We start from the raw sequence: 19,325 nt of genomic DNA, 5'->3' as shown, positions 1-19,325 counted from the left end.
CCACATTTAGTTCGGTTGTAGCCTGCAGATCAGTGCTTGCTCTGGTCGTGCGGCATGGCCAGCAACTGCTTTTCCTGGTTCCAGTCGAACGGTTCGTCGTTCTGTTCAGCCTCGAAGCGACGCTCTTCCAGGGCCTGGTACAGGTCCAGTTCTTCATCCGGCATGAAATGCAGGCAATCGCCGCCAAAAAACCACAGCAGGTCGCGCGGCACCAGGTGGGCGATCTGCGGGTAGCGCAGGATGACTTGGCTCATCAGGTCCTGGCCCAGGTACTGGCTCTCGATCGGGTCGATCGGCAGCAGGGCGCGCAATTCGTCGAAGCGCTCCAGAAACAGGGTGTGGCTTTCCTCGGGCACCTGTTCGGCTTCGCCGACGGCAACCAGGATGCTGCGCAAGTGGTCGAGCAAGACGAGATGATCGGCAACGACGTTGGACACGAGATAAGTCCTCTAAAGCAAAAACGGGCGCGAGAGTATATAGCTCAAGCGCCCGTTTTTATATGACCGCTGGTATCAGCGGACTTTACCCTCAGCCTGAGTCAGCTCTTCCTTGCTGAAATCATCCACGTCGATCACCTTGCGCCGTGCAGCTTCGGCGTCGCGCAGGGTTTGCGCTTCGCCCGGTTGCAGCACGCCGGCGTGCAGGGCGGCGTCGATGGCGTGTTCGCCAGCGGTAGGTTTGACCTGACCACTTTTGAGCGCCGCGTGGAGTTTTTTCTGCAGCGGGTGGCTGGCACCGAGCAGGTCGTAGGCGTGTTGCAGGGCGCCGACCGGGTCTTCTGCCGATTGCGGGCGGTAGCAGCCCGCCAGCAACTCTTCGAGGGTCGGGTCGCCTTTGGCACGCCCAATCACCGCGGCCACCTCGGCGTCCAGTGCATCGGACGGTCCGGTGTGGCGGCGCCCGAACGGGAACACGATGACCCGCAGCAGGCAACCGAGCACCCTGTTAGGGAAGTTGCTCAGCAGCTCATCCAGCGCACGCTCCGACTCGCCAAGGCTTTCTTCCATGGCCCAGGCGAACAGCGGTTCCAGATGATCCGGCGAATCCAGGTCGTGGTAACGCTTGAGCGCCGCCGACGCCAGGTACATGTGGCTCAGCACATCGCCCAGGCGTGCCGACAGGCGTTCGCGACGTTTCAACTCGCCGCCCAGCAGCATCATGCTCAAGTCAGCGAGCAGGGCGAACGCAGCAGCCTGACGGTTCAGTGCGCGGAAGTAACCCTGGCTCAGGCGGTTGCCCGGCGCTTTCTCGAAGTGACCTACGCCCAGATTCAGCACCAGCGTACTGGCGGCGTTGCTCACGGCAAAGCCGATGTGTTGCATCAGCAGGCCGTCGAATTCCTTCAATGCCTGATCGCGGTCTTCGCGGCCGGCCAGGGCCATTTCCTTGAGCACGAACGGATGGCAGCGAATCGCGCCCTGGCCAAAGATCATCAGGTTGCGCGAAAGAATATTCGCGCCTTCCACGGTGATGAAGATCGGTGCGCCTTGCCAGTTACGGCCCAGGTAGTTGTTCGGGCCCATGATGATGCCCTTGCCGCCGTGCACGTCCATGGCGTGGCTGATGCATTCGCGGCCGCGCTCGGTGAGGTGGTACTTGAGAATGGCCGACAGCACCGAGGGTTTCTCCCCCAGGTCGACTGCATTGGCGGTAAGCATGCGTGCGCTGTCCATCAGCCAGGCGTTGCCGCCGATGCGCGCCAGGGCTTCCTGGATACCTTCGAACGCCGACAGCGGCACGTTGAACTGCTCACGCACTTGGGCGTATTGGCCCGTTACCAGGCTGGTGAACTTGGCTGCACCGGTACCGACCGCAGGCAGGGAGATCGAACGGCCCACCGACAGGCAGTTCATCAGCATCATCCAGCCCTTGCCGAGCATTTCCTGGCCGCCGATGAGGAATTCCAGGGGGATGAACACGTCTTTGCCGGAGTTGGGGCCGTTCATGAACGCAGCGCCCAGCGGCAAGTGACGACGGCCGATTTCGACGCCGGGGGTGTCGGTCGGGATCAGCGCCAGGCTGATGCCCAAGTCTTCCTTGTCGCCCAGCAGGTGGTCCGGGTCATGCGCCTTGAACGCCAGCCCCAGCAGGGTCGCGACCGGGCCGAGAGTGATGTAGCGTTTTTCCCAGTTCAGGCGCAGGCCAAGGGTTTCCTTGCCTTCCCATTCACCTTTGCAGATCACGCCGGTGTCGGGCATGGCGCCGGCGTCGGAGCCGGCCAGTGGGCCCGTCAGCGCGAAGCATGGGATGTCATCGCCACGCGCCAGGCGCGGCAGGTAGTGATTGCGTTGCTCGTCGGTGCCGTAATGCAGCAGCAGCTCGGCCGGGCCGAGGGAGTTGGGCACCATCACGGTGGACGCCAGGTCGCCGCTGCGGGTGGCGAGTTTCATCGCGACCTGCGAGTGGGCATAGGCCGAGAAGCCCTTGCCGCCGTATTCCTTGGGAATGATCAGGGCGAAGAAGCCGTGGGTCTTGATGTGCTCCCAGGCGGCGGGCGGCAGGTCCATGGCCTGGCCGATTTCCCAGTCGCTGACCATCGCGCAGAGTTCTTCGGTGGGGCCGTCGATGAAGGCCTGTTCTTCTTCGGTCAGTTGCGCCTTGGGGTAGGCCAGCAACTTGTCCCAATCGGGGCGGCCGCTGAACAGTTCGCCATCCCACCACACGGTGCCGGCATCAATCGCGTCGCGCTCAGTCTCGGACATCGGCGGCAGGACTTTCTGGAACCAGCTGAACAGCGGCTTGGTGAAGTATTGACGACGCAGGTCGGGCAGCAGCAAGGGCAGGGCCACGGCGGCGATCAATACCCAGAAGATCAGCAGCAGCCAACCCGGTGCGTGGCTCCAGGCACCCATCGCCAGCAGGTAAACGGCGACCACGCCCAGGGCGGGCAGGGGCGCGGTGCGGCGGTGTGCCAAGTAGGCAATGCCGACCACCAGAACCAGTATCCACAACAACAGCATATTCAATCCTCCGTGAAACCAGGGGCGAAACCACCATGGAGCTTAGTCGGCATCCGAATAAGCGCGGTGATCAGGGTGTAACGAGTTGTACGCGAAGTACCGACCGCCAGGCGCCGACATTTGGCCGAATCGTCGTTATCTCTGCGCCAGACCAGTCGTTAGACTCAAGGCTTCCTTCGGAGATAACGCGCATGGATACGTACCTGAGTCCCAGCCGCTTCATCGATAGTGACCACCCTGCGGTGGTGGAGTTCGCCGAAAAACATCGCGGCCCGAGCGCGGATTTACGTGACCAGGCAGTCAGTCTTTATTACGCCGTGCGTGAGGCGATTCGCTACAACCCTTACACCTTCAGCCGTGACCCAGGCACCTTGAGCGCCAGCTTTGCCCTCGCCGCCGGTGAGAGCTACTGCGTGCCCAAGGCCACCCTGCTGGCCGCCTGTGCCCGCCACTGCGGCATCCCCGCACGCATCGGCCTGGCGGATGTGCGCAATCACCTCTCGACACCGCGCCTGATCGCCCTGCTCAAAAGCGATGTGTTCGCCATGCACGGCTACACCGAGTTGTACCTGCGTGGCCGTTGGGTCAAGGCCACGCCGGCGTTCAACCAGCAGCTGTGCGAGGTGTTTGATGTACCGCCGCTGGAATTCGATGGGATCAACGACAGCGTGTTTCACGCCTTCAACCGCCAGGGCCGGCGCTCGATGGAGTACGTGCGGGAACACGGGCAGTTTTCCGACGTGCCGGAGGGGCTTTTCTTCGCGCATATTCAGCAGTGTTACCCGCACCTGTTTGCCGAGGACATGCCGACCCTGCTGGGGGACATGCAGAGCGATTTAAGCCGCGCCTGAACCGGCGTATGCTGCTGCGTTCATCAAGCCATGTTCATCAACGATAAGGCGCGGTCATGCTGAAAATCTGGGGTCGTAAAAATTCATCAAACGTCAGGAAAGCACTGTGGTGCGCCGAGGAACTCGGCCTGGACTATGAAGCAATTGATGCGGGCGGGGCATTTGGTGTGGTCGATACACCGCAATACCGCGCGCTGAACCCCAATGGCCGGGTGCCGATGATCGAAGATGGCGACTTTGTGCTGTGGGAGTCCAACACCATCGTGCGTTATCTCTGCGCCAGGCAGGCGTCGAGCTGGTACCCAAGCGACCTGCAAGCCCGGGCCAATGCCGAGAAGTGGATGGACTGGACCACCTCGACCCTCGCCGAACCGTTCAAGTCGGTGTTCTGGGGCATCCTGCGCACCCCGCCTGAAAAACAGAACTGGGACAGCATCAATGCCGGGCGCCAGGCCTGTATCGACGCATTGAGCACCGTGGATAAAGCCCTGGCAGAGCAGCCTTACCTGTCGGGCAACGACATTGGCATGGGCGATATCCCGCTCGGCAGCTTTATTTATGCCTGGTTCGAAATGCCCATCGAACGGCCTTCGATGCCCCATCTAGAGGCCTGGTATCACCGTCTGCAGCAACGGCCGGCGTACCGTAAAGCGGTGATGACCGCGTTGACTTAATACCCACTATTAATACGGGTGACTGTACTTGTGCGGCGCGGGCAAGCACCATGCCTGTCATGCGCCGCCGTTGAACTACCTGGGCTGCGCCCTCATCTACTGTTTCTATTCCCTTCTTTGGTGCGTATTCCGATATGAGTTCCGCTCTGTCCATCCGGCAGCTAACCAAAACCTACGGCAACGGTTTCCAGGCCCTGAGTGGTATCGATCTGGATGTTGCTGAAGGTGACTTCTTCGCTTTGCTCGGCCCTAACGGCGCCGGCAAATCCACCACCATCGGTATCCTCTCCACCTTGGTCAACAAGACCAGCGGCACGGTGAATATCTTTGGTCATGACCTGGACAAATCCCCGGCGGCGCTCAAGCGTTCCATCGGCGTAGTGCCCCAGGAATTCAACTTCAACCAGTTTGAAAAGACGTTCGACATCGTCGTGACCCAGGCTGGCTACTACGGCATCCCGGCGAAAGTCGCCAAGGAGCGCGCCGAGCAGTACCTGACCCAGCTGGGCCTGTGGGACAAGCGCGACGTGCCTTCGCGTTCGCTGTCCGGCGGCATGAAGCGCCGCCTGATGATCGCCCGTGCGCTGGTGCACGAACCGCGCCTGTTGATCCTCGACGAGCCCACCGCAGGTGTGGACATTGAGTTGCGTCGCTCGATGTGGACCTTCCTCACCGAGCTGAACGAGAAGGGCATCACCATCATCCTCACCACCCATTACCTGGAAGAGGCTGAGCAGCTGTGCCGCAACATCGGCATCATCGACCACGGCACCATTGTCGAGAACACCAGCATGCGTAACCTGCTGGGCCAGCTGCATGTGGAAACCTTCCTGCTCGACCTGAAAAACAACCTGTCGGTGGCGCCGCAACTGCTTGGCTACCCAAGCCGACTGGTCGATGGTCATACCCTGGAAGTCCAGGTGGACAAAGCCATGGGTATCACGGCGTTGTTCACCCAATTGGCCGCGCAGAACATCGAAGTGCTGAGCCTGCGTAATAAAACCAATCGCCTTGAGGAGTTGTTCGTGTCCCTGGTGGAGAAAAATCTGGCGAAGGTGGCGGTATGAGTTCCGAACTGCAACCCAACCTTGTCGCGCTGCAGACCATCGTCTACCGCGAAGTGAAGCGCTTTACCCGGATCTGGCCGCAGACGCTGCTGCCGCCGGCGATCACCATGGTCCTGTACTTCGTGATCTTCGGTAACCTGATCGGCCGCCAGATCGGCGACATGGGTGGCTTCACTTACATGGAATACATCGTGCCGGGCCTGATCATGATGTCGGTGATCACCAACTCCTACGGCAACGTGGTCTCCAGCTTTTTCGGCAGCAAGTTCCAGCGCTCCATCGAAGAATTGATGGTGTCGCCGGTGTCGCCGCACACCATCCTGATCGGCTACACCCTGGGCGGTGTGCTGCGTGGCTTGATGGTGGGCGTGATCGTGACCTTGCTGTCGCTGTTCTTCACTCATCTGCAAGTGCATCACCTGGGCGTCACCATTTTGGTGGTGGTGCTGACGGCGACGATCTTCTCGCTGCTGGGCTTTATCAACGCGGTGTTCGCGCGCAATTTCGATGATATTTCGATCATCCCGACCTTCGTGCTGACGCCACTGACCTACCTGGGCGGGGTGTTCTACTCCATTACCTTGCTGCCGCCGTTTTGGCAGACCGTGTCGCTGGCCAACCCGGTGCTGCACATGGTCAATGCCTTCCGCTACGGCATCCTGGGCGTGTCGGATATCAAGATCAGCGTGGCGATCACCTTCATGCTGGTGGCCACCGTGGTGCTGTATGTCGGCTGCGCGCGGTTGCTGGTGAGCGGGCGCGGGATGCGAACGTAAGCAGTTAGTTGGAATAAAAAAGGCCTCTTTATGAGGCCTTTTTTATGGAATGCACGAAAACCGTGTGGGGGCTGGCTTGCCTGCGATGGCGGTCTTTAGGTGCTTGTTTAGGTGGATATGAGTACATATCCGTTGCTGCGGTAATGGCGGCTGGCGGTTCCGCTCTTACAGCGGGTCACTTTTGGCAAACGCCCCAAAAGTAACCAAAAGGTCTTTGCCCCACCACTCGGCACCTCGCCTAGGCTCGGTGTGCCCTCACGCAGGCTTGAATCCGTGGGCCGCCGCGACGGGCCATCCATGGCCCAACGCGGCTAACCCGGCGTCCTGCCGGGTTACCCACGGATTCAAACCTGCGTTCGGCCAGCGTGGTTGACGGGGCCTGTCAGATCAAGAGCAAGATCAAAAGCAGAGCACGGCGGCCTGGTAGCCGACCTGAGTGGTAGAAGCAAAAGCAGGGCAACAGCAGATCAACACACCTCTACCTGATGCACTGAGCTCCAAATGTGGGAGCGGGCTTGCCCGCGAAAGCGGTGTGTCAGCTACACATGAGTTGACTGATCCACCGCCTTCGCGAGCAAGCCCGCTCCCACAAGTTGATCGAGTTTAGCTCTCAAGATCTGGTGGTCTGTCAGACTGCCAAGCGCTGCTTTTCTGCAGGCGCTGGGCCCTTAGCCTTTCAGTGCCAGGTCGATCAGTTCATGCAGTTCTTCAACCGGCAGCGGCGCACTGGCGAACAGGCTGCGGTACACCGTGGGCGCGGCGATCAGGTTGAGCAACCGGTCCAGGCTCGGCAGTACGTCGTGGGTGCTCTGGTAGCGGTCGAGAATGACCTGCATCTGGCCCATCAGGATGTTGCTGCAGTAGTCCCGGGGATGGCTGCACTGCACGTCGCGCATCATGTTGCGCCCAAGCTCGGAACTCATTTCGTCCAGGTATTGCTCGCCCCACGCACGCAAATCGCCGCGCAGGCTGCCGGTGTTGGCGGGTTCACTGTCTGGGCGCAGGCGTTCCAGCGCCACGTCGGCGAGCAGCGCAGACAAATCGCCCCAGCGGCGGTAGATGGTCGACGGCGTGACGCCCGCACGCGCAGCGATCATCGGCACGGTAACGCTGGAACGCTCATGGGCTTCCAGCAATTCGCGCGCAGCGTTATGCACTGATTCTTGAACCCGGGCACTGCGGCCCCCCGGGCGAAGGCCTTCTTTAATCGCCATGCGTAAAACCTTAACACAAAGAATTTGCTTTAAGCGCTTGCGAGTAGCACACTCTGCAAAAGCAAAATATTAGCTTTAGCGGAGTGTGCACATGTCTAGCGTCATTTCTCAACGTTCCAGCCTGGCGTTCCTGGTCATCACGATGTTGACCTTCCTGGCTGCGTCCAGCGCGCCGACGCCGTTGTATCAGGTGTATCAGGACAACCTGCATTTCTCCGCAGCAATGCTGACGGTGATCTTCGGGGTATATGCCGTGAGCTTGCTGGCGGCGCTGTTGACCGTCGGTTCGCTGTCGGACCACGTGGGGCGCAAGCCGGTGATTTTCGCCGCGCTGTTGCTGAATATTGTGGCGATGCTGCTGTTTATCAATGCTGACAGCACCGCCTACCTGATTGCCGCTCGGGCGCTGCAAGGTTTCGCCACGGGCACGGCAACTGCAGTGTTGGCGGCAACGCTGTTGGACACCGACCGCCTGCGCGGGCCGATGCTCAATAGCCTCGCGCCGCTGTTGGGCATGGCCTGCGGTGCCTTGGGCAGTGGCTTGCTGGTGGAATACGCGCCACGCCCGACCCAATTGATCTACTTCACGCTGCTGGGCCTGATGGTGCTGCAGGCGCTTTATGTGTGGCGCTTGCCGGAAACCGTCAGCCGCCTGCCGGGTGCCTTGAGGTCGCTGGCGCCCACCCTGCATGTCCCCGCGCAGGCGCGTCGGGCCTTGTGGCTGGCGATGCCGCTGAATGTGGCGGTGTGGGCGCTGGGCGGGTTCTTTTCATCCCTGGCGCCTTCGCTGGTGCGGGCGGCGACCGGTTCGACCTCACACTTGATCGGCGGCGGCCTGGTTGCAGTCGTGACCTTAAGCGGTGCGGTGATGATTTACAGCCTGCGCGAGCACCCGGCAGACAAGGTCATGCGTCTCTCCGCGGTCCTGCTGGCGGTGGGCGTGGCGTTGTTGCTGGTTGCGGTGCAGAGCGCCAGCCTGTGGCTGTTCTTTGGTGCCAGTGTGATTGCAGGCTTCGGTTTCGGCGGCGGGTTCATGGGCAGTGTGCGCAGTATCGTCAGCCTGGCGTTACCCCATGAGCGGGCCGGGCTGATGTCGGCTTTTTATGTGCTGAGCTACCTGGCGTTCTGCGTGCCGGCCCTGCTGGCGGGCAACCTGAGCCGCGTGTTTGGCCTGATCGCCACCACCGATGGTTATGGCGCAGTGCTCATCGTATTGGCGCTCGGCGCGCTGGCAGGCTTGCTGATCCAGGGGGCGGCGCGAGCCAAGGCAACGGTTTAGCTCGAGTGTCTATATTGGCTAAGTAGATAACAGATAGAGATATTACCCGTTATATAGATATTCAATCCGGTTCTATGATGATCTCAACCTCATGCGAGGAAGAGGATTGCCAACATGACCTGCTCAACTGCCATCACCTACAAACCCTTCAGTCACCTGGCCCGTCCACGGGAAGTGATTCGCCAGTTCACGCCCAACTGGTTTGCCGCCACCATGGGCACTGGCGTGCTGGCCCTTGCGCTGGCCCAAGTGCCGACCCGCTTGCCCGGCTTGCACACCATTGCCGAAGGGCTGTGGATGTTCACCGTCGGCCTGTTCGTGCTGTTCAGCGTGTTGTACGCGGCCCGCTGGCTGATGTTTTTCCACGAGGCGCGGCGGATTTTCGGGCACTCCACCGTCTCGATGTTCTTTGGCACCATCCCCATGGGCCTGGCGACGATTATCAATGGCTTGCTGCTGTTTGGGCTGCCGCGCTGGGGCGCCGATGTGGTGCCGTTGGCCGAAGCCTTATGGTGGCTGGACGTGGCGATGGCCCTGGCCTGCGGCGTGCTGATCCCATTCATGATGTTCACGCGTCAGCAGCACAGCATCGATCAGATGACCGCGGTGTGGCTGTTGCCGGTGGTCGCCGCTGAAGTCGCTGCCGCCAGCGGTGGCCTGCTGGCGCCGCACTTGGCCGACGCTCACTCGCAACTGGTGATGCTGGTGACCAGCTATGTGCTGTGGGCGTTTTCCCTGCCGGTAGCCTTCAGCATCCTGACCATCCTGATGCTGCGCATGGCCTTGCACAAACTGCCTCACGCCAACATGGCCGCGTCCAGCTGGCTGGCCCTCGGCCCTATCGGCACCGGTGCATTGGGTATGTTGTTGCTGGGTGGCGACGCACCGGCGATCTTCGCGGCCAACGGTTTGCCAGGCGCAGGGGAGATGGCCAACGGCCTCGGCCTGGTGGCCGGCATTACCCTGTGGGGCTTTGGCCTGTGGTGGATGCTGATCGCCGTGTTGATCACCCTGCGTTACCTGCGCGCCGGCATTCCGTTCAACCTGGGCTGGTGGGGTTTTACCTTCCCGCTGGGGGTTTATGCCTTGGCCACACTGAAGCTTGCGAGCCTGCTGCACCTCGGGTTCTTCAGTGTGTTCGGGTGCGTGCTGGTGGTGGCGTTGGCGCTGATGTGGCTGATCGTTGCCACGCGCACTGTGCAGGGCGCCTACAAAGGGGAGCTTTTTGTATCGCCATGCATTGCAGGACTAGGGAATAAGTAAGCGGGATTAGGTAAAGTCGTGGCCTGTCTTTTTATAAAAAACCGGCAATCAAGCCTACCAGGCCACGCAGGAACACGGACGATGAGCCACCCCTCGCAATTTACCTTGCTGCGCACACGGCGTTTCCTGCCGTTTTTCATCACCCAGTTGCTGGGCGCCTTCAACGACAACATCTTCAAGCAATCGCTGATCCTGGCCATTCTCTACAAGCTCACCATCGACGGTGACCGCTCGATCTGGGTCAATCTGTGCGCGTTGTTGTTTATCCTGCCGTTCTTCCTGTTCTCGGCGCTGGCGGGGCAATTCGGCGAGAAATTCAACAAGGACGCGTTGATCCGCGCGATCAAGATCGGTGAGATCGTGATCATGAGCGTCGGCGCCACCGGGTTCCTGTTCAATCACCTGGAGCTGATGCTGCTGGCGCTGTTTGCCATGGGCACGCACTCGGCGCTGTTCGGGCCGGTGAAGTATTCGATCATGCCCCAGGCCCTGCACGACGATGAGTTGGTGGGCGGTAATGGTCTGGTGGAAATGGGCACGTTTTTGGCGATCCTGGTCGGCACCATTGGCGCCGGGATCATGATGTCTTCGACCCATTACGCACCGATCGTGGCCGTGGCAATTGTCGGTGTGGCAGTGCTGGGTTACTTGGCCAGCCGCAGCATTCCGCGCGCGGCGGCGTCTACCCCAGGGCTGCGCCTGAACTGGAACATATTCAGCGAATCGTGGGCCACCCTGCGCCTGGGCCTGGGGCAGACCCCGGCGGTGTCACGTTCGATTGTCGGCAACTCGTGGTTCTGGTTTGTCGGCGCGATCTACCTGACGCAAATCCCGGCCTACGCCAAGGAGTGGTTGTACGGCGATGAAACTGTGGTGACCTTGATCCTCACGGTGTTCTCGGTCGGTATCGCTCTGGGCTCGATGCTCTGTGAAAAGCTCTCCGGGCGTAAGGTGGAAATCGGCCTGGTGCCCTTTGGCTCATTTGGCCTGACAGTGTTCGGGCTGCTGCTGTGGTGGCACTCCGGCGGCTTCCCGCAGAGTGCTCAGGAGCATGACTGGCTCGGCGTACTCGGCTACGGCCAGGCCTGGTGGGTGTTGTTCGATATCCTCGGCCTGGGCGTGTTCGGCGGCTTCTATATCGTGCCGCTGTATGCGCTGATCCAGTCGCGCACCGCCGAAAACGAGCGTGCGCGGGTGATCGCGGCCAACAACATTCTCAATGCGCTGTTCATGGTGGTGTCGGCCATCGTGTCGATCCTGCTGTTGAGCGTGGCCAAGCTGTCGATTCCCGAGTTGTTTCTGGTGGTGTCGCTGCTCAATATCGCGGTCAACACCTACATCTTCAGAATCGTCCCCGAGTTCACCATGCGTTTCATGATCTGGCTGCTCAGCCATTCCATGTACCGCGTGGAGCACCGCAACCTCGAGCTGATTCCGGATGAGGGCGCGGCGTTGCTGGTGTGCAACCACGTGTCGTTTGTCGATGCGCTGTTGATCGGCGGTGCAGTGCGTCGGCCGATTCGCTTTGTCATGTACTACAAGATCTACCGTTTGCCGGTGCTCAATTTTATCTTCCGCACTGCGGGGGCGATTCCGATTGCCGGGCGTCACGAGGATATCCAGATCTACGAAAAGGCCTTCGCGCGGATTGCCCACTACCTGAAGGAAGGCGAGTTGGTGTGCATTTTTCCGGAAGGCAAGCTCACCGGGGACGGTGAGATGAATGAGTTCCGCGGGGGCGTGACGCGCATTCTGGAAGAGACGCCGGTGCCGGTGATTCCCATGGCGTTGCAGGGCTTGTGGGGTAGTTTTTTCAGTCGCGATCCGAACAAGGGGTTCTTTCACCGGATCTGGTCGCGGGTGGTGCTGGTGGCGGGTGAGCCGGTGACGGTCGAGGCCGCGACGCCTGCGCAGTTGCAGGAGCGGGTGGGGGTGTTGCGCGGGAGTGTCAGGTAGTTTTTTACTGACTGTCCGGGCCTCTTCGCGAGCAAGCCCGCTCCCACAGTTGACCGAGTTGTTCAAGCGAACGCGGTTTAATGTGGGAGCGGGCTTGCCTGCGATAGCGACAGTGAATTAGGCGCTAATCTTAAGGCCAATCAGCCCGCAGATAATCAACGCCACACTGGCCAACCGGAACAGCGCCATGGACTCGCCAAACAGGATGATCCCGGCGATCACCGTGCCCACCGCGCCGACACCGGTCCAGATGGCATAGGCGGTGCCCAGCGGCAGTTCTTTCATGGCAAGGCCCAGCAGGCCGAGGCTGATGGCCATGGCGGCAATCGTCAGGGCGGTGGGCAATGGCTTGCTGAAACCATCGGTGTACTTCAAGCCGACTGCCCAGCCCACTTCAAACAGCCCGGCAAAAAACAGGATGATCCAGGACATGATGACCTCTCTTCTAAAAGTGGGGTCGTCCCCTGGAATAGCGCTCGACAGCGTCGCGGGGTCGTCCCCGCGAAGCTCGGTAGAGTGCCCAATATCGATCAGGTGATCAAGTTTGCGGCGTGTTTTCCAGTACGCGGCGGTCTTCCTTTTCGCTCATGCGGCGGAAGTAAGTCGACAGCAACGCCCCGGAAATATTGTGCCAGACGCTGAACAGCGCACTGGGTACCGCCGCCAATGGCGAAAAATGCGCACTGGCCAACGCGGCGCCCAGCCCGGAGTTCTGCATGCCGACTTCCAGTGCCAGCGACTTGCGCTGGGCCAGTGGCAGTTTGAATAACCGGCCGGTGAAGTAACCCAGCAAGTAGCCGAAGCTGTTGTGCAGCATCACCACGGCCATGATCAACAGGCCTGATTCAGCGATCTTGGCCTGACTCGCCGCCACCACGGCCGCAACGATGATCACGATGCTCACCACCGACACCAATGGCAGCACGTCCACCGCATGGCGCACGCGCTCGCCGAGCACCCGTTGTGCGACCACGCCGAGCACGATCGGCAGCAGCACCACTTGCAGGATCGACCAGAACAACTCCATGAACGACACCGGCAGCCAGGCTGATGCCAGCAGCCAGATCAGCGCCGGCGTGAGCAGTGGGGCGAGAAGGGTGGTGACTGCAGCAATCGCCACCGACAACGCCAGGTCACCACGGGCCAGCCAGGTCATCACGTTGGACGAGGTGCCGCTTGGGCAGCACCCGACGAGGATCACGCCGACGGCAATTTCCGGCGGCAGGTGGAAGGCCTGGCACAGCAACCATGCCACGCCCGGCATGATCACAAAGTGCGCGATCACGCCCAGGGCCACACGCCACGGATGGCGGGCAACCTCGGCGAAATCTTCAAGTTTCAAGGTCAGCCCCATGCCAAACATCACCAGGCCCAGCAGCGGCACAATGGCGCCTTTCAGGCCAATGAACCAGCCGGGCTCGAGGAAGGCGAGCACCGCGAAAATCAACACCCAGTAGGCGAAGGTATTGCCGACGAAGCGGCTCAAGGCGGCGAGTGCGCGCATGAGGATGTCCTTGTTATTAGAGTGTTCGGGGGAGCAACGCGATCAAATGTGGGAGCTGGCTTGCCTGCGATGCAGGCACCTCGGTTTGTCAGTAACACCCAGGTGATGCTATCGCAGGCAAGCCAGCTCCCACATTGACCGTGCCCGTATAAGGCCTGTGTTGCGTTTAGATGCCTTGTGGGGTTTCTTCGCCGCCCAGCGCTTCAACCAATGCCGGCAGAAATTCGCCGAACGTCAGCATCATCAGGGTAAAGCTGGCGTCCAGTTGGCCCAGGGCTTCGTCGCCGCCGTCCTGTTCGGCCTGGTCTTGCAGCAGGTCTTCGAACTTCAGGCGCTTGACGGTCATCTTGTCGTCGAGCATGAAGGACAACTTGTCCTGCCAGGCCAGTGACAGTTGGGTCACGACTTTGCCGGTGGTCAAGTGCAGCTGGATTTCTTCACCGGTCAGGTCCTGGCGCTTGCAGCGCACAATGCCGCCGTCTTCATGGGTGTCGCGCAGTTCGCATTCGTCGAGGACGAAGAAGTCATCGGCCGGTTTCTGCGTGGTGACCCAGTCGGTCATGATCGCGGTTGGCGCGGTTTTTACCGTGAGCGGGCGAACGGGCAGGGTGCCGATCACTTCACGCAGGGTCGACAGTAGGTCTTCGGCGCGCTTGGGGCTCGCTGAGTTGACCAGGATCAGGCCTTGCTTCGGCGCGATGGCGGCGAAGGTCGACGAGCGACGGATAAAGGCGCGCGGCAGGAAGGCCTGGATGATTTCATCCTTGATCTGGTCGCGTTCCTTTTTATAGACCTTGCGCATTTGCTCTGCTTCGATCTCTTCGACTTTCTCTTTGACTGCGTCGCGCACCACGCTACCCGGCAGGATGCGTTCTTCCTTGCGCGCGGCGATCAGCAGGAAGTCACCGCTGACGTGAACCAGGGGAGCGTCTTCACCTTTACCAAAAGGGGCGACGAAACCGTAAGTGGTCAACTCTTGGCTCGCACAAGGGCGCGCCAGTTTGGTGGCCATGGCCGCTTCCAACGCCTCGGCATCAACAGGCAGATCTTGGGTCAGGCGATAGATAAGCAGGTTCTTGAACCACATGGGGTGAGTCTCTCCTTTATACAAAGGGGGGCATTATTCTCTTGATAGCGCTCGAGGCCAACCCTGCCTAAGCTATTGGAAGGGCTGAAAAAAAAGATTTAAGAAAGTGCTTGCCAGACCTAGGGTCGCTCCGTAGAATGCGCGCCACACCGAAACGAAGGGTGATTAGCTCAGCTGGGAGAGCATCTGCCTTACAAGCAGAGGGTCGGCGGTTCGATCCCGTCATCACCCACCATTCGCTTCAAGTGTTACGCGCAGCGGTAGTTCAGTCGGTTAGAATACCGGCCTGTCACGCCGGGGGTCGCGGGTTCGAGTCCCGTCCGCTGCGCCATATTCGGTAACCTGGAACGCTGAACGCCAGGTCACCACAGAAAGCCCGCTCATTGAGCGGGCTTTTTGCTGTCTGGGGTGTGCGAAACCTCAAAAAACGCCGCCGATCATTTCCGATGATCGGCGGCGTTTTTTATTGGCCGGTTAGAAATCCCAGCGCACGCCACCGCCGACGGTCAACTTGTCCAGGTTGGCCTTGAGTTTGTAGGTGGAGATTTTTGCGTCCTGGTCATCACGCACGATCTTGTGGGTATAGCCGGCCTGCAACTGCCAGCCCGGCGCCAGGTCGCCAGTTGTTTCCAGTTCATAACCCTTGGTCACCGCCTTGGTGCCTTTGAATGCATAGTGGGGCGGGGCTGGCGTCTGGGTGTTGTAATCGTCGTCGGACACCGAGCGATTGTTTTCGTGGATTTCGAAATAGGCCGCGCTGGCGCTCAGGCGTCCGTCGAAGAAATCTGCCTTGGGGCCCAGCTCGCAATAGACTCGCGTTTGCGGGCCAGAAGCCCGGTTTTCCGGGGGCGTGCGCTGCGCTTGAGAAAATATTTCAAATAAAGTGCATTTAAATCAAGACATTGCGAATTTTTGGTGTATGATGCCGCCCACACCGAAAGTGAAGGGTGATTAGCTCAGCTGGGAGAGCATCTGCCTTACAAGCAGAGGGTCGGCGGTTCGATCCCGTCATCACCCACCATTCGCTTCAAAGTGTTACGCGCAGCGGTAGTTCAGTCGGTTAGAATACCGGCCTGTCACGCCGGGGGTCGCGGGTTCGAGTCCCGTCCGCTGCGCCATATTTGCTTCCACTAAGGCCCATTGAGCGCCTGGAAGCCACGGAAATAGCGGCCTTGAGCCGCTTTTTTCGTTTTCTGAATTCCACTGGAATCCATCTCCAGCCACGGTTTTAAGTGCACATTTAAGTACACCGCTGGCACAGCCTTTTAAGATTCCTTGCGCATCAATTTTCGTATTGGTCCGTCTACCGCTGAGTTGTATTCCCCTCCTTGATGCAAAAGGAGGTGTCTGATGGCGCTGACAGATACAGCGATCAAGCAAGCTAAGCCCGCCAGCAAGCCTTATACGTTAACCGATGAGGATGGCTTATCTATGCAAGTGCCACCGACGGGTTCGAAGCGCTGGCATTTCCGTTTCTATTGGCATGACAAGCAATGGCGTATTTCCCTCGGCATCTATCCAGGCGTCAGTCTCAAGGAGGCTCGCCAGCGGAGGGAGGCTGCACATGCGCTGGTGGCCAACAATATCGATCCCCGCTCAACATCGTCGCGCCGAGCGGCAGAAAGCCTCTCACGCCGCCAACAACACGTTTGAAGCGGTTGCCTATCGCTGGCATGAGTTCCGAAGTAAAAAGTTGACGAAAAGTAAGGCTTCTTTATGTGTCTTCTTTGGCCGAGGGTCGACAGCTGACCTGCTATTGGATGCGGACATCACGTCGCTCTTTGATGGGCGCTGATATTTCTGGGGCACCGGATTGCTGACCGACGGCTGCTCGGGCTAATTTGAACCTCAAAGGGGAATGTGGGTTGTCGACAAGACCTGGCGCAACCCCATGAACGAGCGAATCTGGCGAACCCCGGGCAGGTAAAGCAATTGCTCCGCATGGAGCCGGTTGAAACTGTTGCTGTCCTTGGTGCGCAGCAACATGAAGTAGTCGAACTCCCCTGTCACCACATGGCACTCCATGCAGCCGGACACTTTTTGTGCCGCCGCCTCGAATGCAGCGAAGGATTCCGGTGTGGAGCGGTCCAGTACCACGCCGATCAAGACCACCATCCCCGCATCCAGCGCTTCATTGTCCAGCAGGGCGACGATGCCCTTGATCAGGCCGGCCTGTTTGAGCCGTTCGACGCGCCTGAGGCAAGCCGGTGCACTCAATTTCACCTTCTCTGCAAGCGCCACGTTGGAGATGGAAGCATCTCGCTGCAGGGTCTTGAGAATGGCGCGGTCGGTTCGATCCAGCGGCTGCGGCAACGCGACTGTTTTGCCCTGCTTCACTTGAGTATTTGTTGCGTTCATATGGATTTATACGCAATTAAAGTATGTTTAGTGTTTCTTGTGAAAAATTATGTTTCTTTATTTAATAGAAATTTGCAACACATATTTTTCGAACTCTTCTTAATATTGAACTCATCGAAGCCCCTCTGAAAGAGCCTGGAACGCAGCCTCTTTTGCCTTTCGGTCTGGCGCTTGGATACTCAATAAACAAGGAGCAGAGTCATGAACTTGAATCGTTTTAAACGTTATCCGCTGACCTTCGGTCCTTCTCCCATCACGCCTTTGAAACGCCTCAGCGAACACCTGGGCGGCAAGGTCGAGTTGTATGCCAAACGCGAAGACTGCAACAGTGGCCTGGCCTTTGGCGGCAACAAGACGCGCAAGCTCGAATACCTGATTCCCGAAGCACTCGAACAGGGCTGCGACACCCTGGTGTCCATCGGCGGGATACAGTCGAACCAGACCCGTCAGGTCGCCGCCGTCGCTGCCCATCTGGGCATGAAGTGTGTGCTGGTCCAGGAAAACTGGGTGAACTACTCCGATGCGGTGTATGACCGCGTCGGCAATATCGAGATGTCGCGCATCATGGGTGCGGATGTACGGCTGGACGCCGCCGGGTTCGACATTGGCATCCGGCCCAGCTGGGAGAAGGCCATGAACGATGTGGTGGAGCGGGGCGGCAAACCCTTTCCGATCCCTGCGGGGTGTTCCGAACATCCCTACGGCGGCCTTGGGTTTGTCGGCTTTGCCGAGGAGGTACGGGAGCAGGAAAAACAACTGGGGTTCAAGTTCGACTACATCGTGGTCTGCTCCGTGACCGGCAGTACCCAGGCCGGTATGGTCGTCGGTTTCGCTGCGGACGGCCGTTCGAAGAACGTTATCGGCATTGATGCCTCGGCCAAGCCAGAGAAAACCAAGGCACAGATCCTGCGTATCGCCCGGCACACCGCAGAACTGGTGGAATTGGGCCGCGAGATCACCGAAGAGGATGTGGTGCTCGACACACGCTTCGCCTATCCGGAATACGGTTTGCCTAACGACGGTACGCTGGAAGCCATTCGCCTGTGCGGGAGCCTGGAAGGTGTGCTGACCGATCCGGTGTACGAGGGCAAATCCATGCACGGGATGATTGAAATGGTCCGCCGTGGCGAGTTCCCCGAAGGTTCGAAAGTGCTTTACGCGCACCTGGGTGGGGCGCCTGCGCTGAATGCCTATAGCTTCCTGTTCCGCAACGGCTGATTAACGCCAATCACCTGTAGGAGCGAGCTTGTTCACGGAGCGGTGGGTCAGTCGGCATCAATATTGAATGTCACGACCTCATCGTCAGATCGCCGTCCGGAGCAAGTGGCTCCTACCAAACCGCCGGGAGTACCGCCATGCATGCGATATCGCAATCTGCAGTCTGGATCAAGCAACCTTCGGCGGATGCCGGAGTGGTCATCGTTACCAGCGCCGCGTTGCCCCAATACATGATCGACAAGCTGCACGTAGCGATAGATGACTGGGACCAGGTGGCTTATCTAGCCATCAAGCAATCCGAGGCGTTGAGGGTCGACTGGTTACGGGTCGGGTCTAGCCCGGAGAACTCTGCCGGGGGCGATGCGTGTTTCGTCAGCCAACTGTTGTGCTCCGTCTCCCACGGAAGCTTTTTACTGGATGTCGAAGTTGGCATGGTGTCTGGCCTGACCTGGCTGGGATCCGTCTGCGGCCACCCGCTGCGCGTCGTCGAACTTGGAAAAATAGCCTCATCCACGGCGGCGATGGATCAACAGGTTGAAGAGGTGTTATCGGCGGCCCGCAGCTTGGCGAAAAGCCTGTTGCAGGCGCGGGGCGTGATTTAACCAATGCCCTCGTCAACCCGCCTGTTGCAACAAGAAAGGCAACGCATATGAGCCAAGCTGCCGATTGTCGTACCCACGCAATGAAGTGGGTGCGCGAGCCTTCAAATTGCACGCGTATCGTGGTCATCGTGTGCGGACTTGATAGCGACCATATTGATTTGATCCATCAGGGTTTCAGCTGTTTTGACAATGTTGCGCTGATCCATGTCGATACGGTGAACGCCGCGCCTGGCAAACGCGTCGAAGTGCGAGTGGCCAAGAGTGACTACTGCTTTGTGGTACTCGGTGAACTTGATGAGCGTTTATTGCACGACCTTTCCATTGGTCAGTCATGCATCTACCCGATAGCACCCGACGAGGCGGCTGAACGTTCCGTCATTGCGGCAGTAGAACAGGTTAAAAGCCTCGCCCGAGTGAACCATTCGCGCCACCTTGAAGTGATACCCGACACCAGCAGAAGTTGCCTACGGGCCTGTCTGATACCTTGACCCCGGCGATTCGTAGAGACCCATTACC

18 protein-coding genes, 4 tRNA genes and 1 pseudogene are annotated in these 19,325 nt (G+C 59.5%); 15 read left to right on the top strand and 8 right to left on the bottom strand.

All coding sequences use genetic code 11. The annotated features are described in order from the left end of the window. Nucleotides 1–29 precede the first annotated feature (29 nt). Both NTD89_RS28000 and NTD89_RS27995 read right to left on the bottom strand, forming a co-directional pair. Nucleotides 30–437, bottom strand: coding sequence for a PA2817 family protein (locus NTD89_RS28000; protein WP_145166063.1), 408 nt, complete (start codon nucleotides 435–437; stop codon nucleotides 30–32). 75 nt (nucleotides 438–512) lie between these two features. Beyond that, nucleotides 513–2,960 (bottom strand): acyl-CoA dehydrogenase, encoded by a 2,448-nt coding sequence (locus NTD89_RS27995; protein WP_262210726.1) that lies wholly within the window; start codon nucleotides 2,958–2,960, stop codon nucleotides 513–515. 191 nt (nucleotides 2,961–3,151) lie between these two features. On the opposite strand from NTD89_RS27995, the gene NTD89_RS27990 reads away from it, so the two are divergent. The 4 genes from NTD89_RS27990 (at nucleotide 3,152) to NTD89_RS27975 (ending at nucleotide 6,328) form a co-directional block, all read left to right on the top strand. Then, nucleotides 3,152–3,811: a transglutaminase-like domain-containing protein gene (locus NTD89_RS27990; protein ID WP_262210725.1), complete on the top strand. Its 660-nt coding sequence runs from the start codon at nucleotides 3,152–3,154 to the stop codon at nucleotides 3,809–3,811. 56 nt (nucleotides 3,812–3,867) lie between these two features. Continuing rightward, nucleotides 3,868–4,485, top strand: coding sequence for a glutathione S-transferase family protein (locus tag NTD89_RS27985; protein WP_262210724.1), 618 nt, complete (start codon nucleotides 3,868–3,870; stop codon nucleotides 4,483–4,485). 134 nt (nucleotides 4,486–4,619) lie between these two features. After that, the gene (locus NTD89_RS27980; protein ID WP_145166060.1) at nucleotides 4,620–5,552 is read left to right on the top strand and encodes an ABC transporter ATP-binding protein; all 933 of its coding nucleotides are present in this window, start codon (nucleotides 4,620–4,622) and stop codon (nucleotides 5,550–5,552) included. After that, the gene (locus tag NTD89_RS27975) at nucleotides 5,549–6,328 is read left to right on the top strand and encodes an ABC transporter permease (protein ID WP_058420148.1); all 780 of its coding nucleotides are present in this window, start codon (nucleotides 5,549–5,551) and stop codon (nucleotides 6,326–6,328) included. Before NTD89_RS27980 ends, NTD89_RS27975 begins: the two co-directional genes overlap by 4 nt. A 668-nt stretch (nucleotides 6,329–6,996) precedes the next feature. Here the strand turns inward: NTD89_RS27975 and NTD89_RS27970 are convergent. Continuing rightward, nucleotides 6,997–7,542, bottom strand: a complete 546-nt coding sequence (locus tag NTD89_RS27970; RefSeq protein WP_242193642.1) for a TetR/AcrR family transcriptional regulator — start codon at nucleotides 7,540–7,542, stop codon at nucleotides 6,997–6,999. Between the two features lie 91 nt (nucleotides 7,543–7,633). Here NTD89_RS27970 and NTD89_RS27965 point away from each other — a divergent pair, with 91 nt between their 5' ends. The 3 genes from NTD89_RS27965 to NTD89_RS27955 all read left to right on the top strand — a co-directional run bounded on the left by NTD89_RS27965 (nucleotide 7,634) and on the right by NTD89_RS27955 (nucleotide 12,040). Continuing rightward, nucleotides 7,634–8,821 carry an MFS transporter gene (locus NTD89_RS27965; RefSeq protein ID WP_262210721.1) on the top strand — a complete coding sequence of 396 codons (1,188 nt, stop codon included), beginning with the start codon at nucleotides 7,634–7,636 and terminating at the stop codon, nucleotides 8,819–8,821. Between the two features lie 114 nt (nucleotides 8,822–8,935). After that, complete coding sequence (locus NTD89_RS27960) at nucleotides 8,936–10,084, top strand: TDT family transporter (protein ID WP_145166057.1); 1,149 nt, start codon at nucleotides 8,936–8,938, stop codon at nucleotides 10,082–10,084. A gap of 81 nt (nucleotides 10,085–10,165) precedes the next feature. Next, complete coding sequence (locus tag NTD89_RS27955) at nucleotides 10,166–12,040, top strand: MFS transporter (RefSeq protein ID WP_262210720.1); 1,875 nt, start codon at nucleotides 10,166–10,168, stop codon at nucleotides 12,038–12,040. A gap of 117 nt (nucleotides 12,041–12,157) precedes the next feature. On the opposite strand, the gene sugE is transcribed toward NTD89_RS27955, so the two are convergent. From sugE to rdgC, 3 genes are all read right to left on the bottom strand, one after another. Further along, nucleotides 12,158–12,472 (bottom strand): quaternary ammonium compound efflux SMR transporter SugE, encoded by a 315-nt coding sequence (sugE, locus tag NTD89_RS27950; protein WP_010166396.1) that lies wholly within the window; start codon nucleotides 12,470–12,472, stop codon nucleotides 12,158–12,160. Between the two features lie 106 nt (nucleotides 12,473–12,578). Next, nucleotides 12,579–13,544 (bottom strand): bile acid:sodium symporter family protein, encoded by a 966-nt coding sequence (locus NTD89_RS27945; protein ID WP_262210718.1) that lies wholly within the window; start codon nucleotides 13,542–13,544, stop codon nucleotides 12,579–12,581. 166 nt (nucleotides 13,545–13,710) lie between these two features. After that, complete coding sequence (rdgC, locus tag NTD89_RS27940) at nucleotides 13,711–14,631, bottom strand: recombination-associated protein RdgC (protein WP_119735561.1); 921 nt, start codon at nucleotides 14,629–14,631, stop codon at nucleotides 13,711–13,713. Nucleotides 14,632–14,790: 159 nt separating this feature from the next. Here rdgC and NTD89_RS27935 point away from each other — a divergent pair. Both NTD89_RS27935 and NTD89_RS27930 read left to right on the top strand, forming a co-directional pair. Beyond that, nucleotides 14,791–14,866: transfer RNA gene (locus tag NTD89_RS27935), tRNA-Val, on the top strand. Nucleotides 14,867–14,885: 19 nt separating this feature from the next. Beyond that, nucleotides 14,886–14,962, top strand: a tRNA-Asp gene (locus tag NTD89_RS27930). A 152-nt stretch (nucleotides 14,963–15,114) separates the two neighbouring features. Here NTD89_RS27930 and NTD89_RS27925 read toward each other — a convergent pair. Then, nucleotides 15,115–15,438 (bottom strand): annotated as a pseudogene (locus tag NTD89_RS27925) (TonB-dependent receptor domain-containing protein); the annotation flags it as partial. Nucleotides 15,439–15,576: 138 nt separating this feature from the next. Here NTD89_RS27925 and NTD89_RS27920 point away from each other — a divergent pair. The 3 genes from NTD89_RS27920 to NTD89_RS27910 all read left to right on the top strand — a co-directional run bounded on the left by NTD89_RS27920 (nucleotide 15,577) and on the right by NTD89_RS27910 (nucleotide 16,284). Beyond that, nucleotides 15,577–15,652, top strand: a tRNA-Val gene (locus tag NTD89_RS27920). A 20-nt stretch (nucleotides 15,653–15,672) separates the two neighbouring features. Then, nucleotides 15,673–15,749 (top strand) — tRNA-Asp (locus NTD89_RS27915). A gap of 232 nt (nucleotides 15,750–15,981) precedes the next feature. Continuing rightward, nucleotides 15,982–16,284, top strand: a complete 303-nt coding sequence (locus NTD89_RS27910) for an Arm DNA-binding domain-containing protein (protein WP_262210717.1) — start codon at nucleotides 15,982–15,984, stop codon at nucleotides 16,282–16,284. 195 nt (nucleotides 16,285–16,479) lie between these two features. On the opposite strand, the gene NTD89_RS27905 is transcribed toward NTD89_RS27910, so the two are convergent. Further along, nucleotides 16,480–16,989 carry an Lrp/AsnC family transcriptional regulator gene (locus NTD89_RS27905; protein ID WP_410017235.1) on the bottom strand — a complete coding sequence of 170 codons (510 nt, stop codon included), beginning with the start codon at nucleotides 16,987–16,989 and terminating at the stop codon, nucleotides 16,480–16,482. Nucleotides 16,990–17,190: 201 nt separating this feature from the next. Here NTD89_RS27905 and NTD89_RS27900 point away from each other — a divergent pair, with 201 nt between their 5' ends. The 3 genes from NTD89_RS27900 to NTD89_RS27890 all read left to right on the top strand — a co-directional run bounded on the left by NTD89_RS27900 (nucleotide 17,191) and on the right by NTD89_RS27890 (nucleotide 19,297). Further along, on the top strand, nucleotides 17,191–18,207 hold the full coding sequence (locus tag NTD89_RS27900; RefSeq protein WP_145166150.1) for a 1-aminocyclopropane-1-carboxylate deaminase: 1,017 nt from the start codon (nucleotides 17,191–17,193) through the stop codon (nucleotides 18,205–18,207). 137 nt (nucleotides 18,208–18,344) lie between these two features. Further along, complete coding sequence (locus NTD89_RS27895) at nucleotides 18,345–18,809, top strand: transketolase (protein WP_262210716.1); 465 nt, start codon at nucleotides 18,345–18,347, stop codon at nucleotides 18,807–18,809. Nucleotides 18,810–18,856: 47 nt separating this feature from the next. After that, nucleotides 18,857–19,297 carry a hypothetical protein gene (locus NTD89_RS27890; protein WP_262210715.1) on the top strand — a complete coding sequence of 147 codons (441 nt, stop codon included), beginning with the start codon at nucleotides 18,857–18,859 and terminating at the stop codon, nucleotides 19,295–19,297. Nucleotides 19,298–19,325: the final 28 nt, after the last annotated feature.

This window comes from Pseudomonas sp. 14P_5.3_Bac1, from assembly GCF_025466135.1.
Taxonomy (GTDB): domain Bacteria; phylum Pseudomonadota; class Gammaproteobacteria; order Pseudomonadales; family Pseudomonadaceae; genus Aquipseudomonas.
This window is presented reverse-complemented; position numbering and strand designations above follow the sequence as displayed.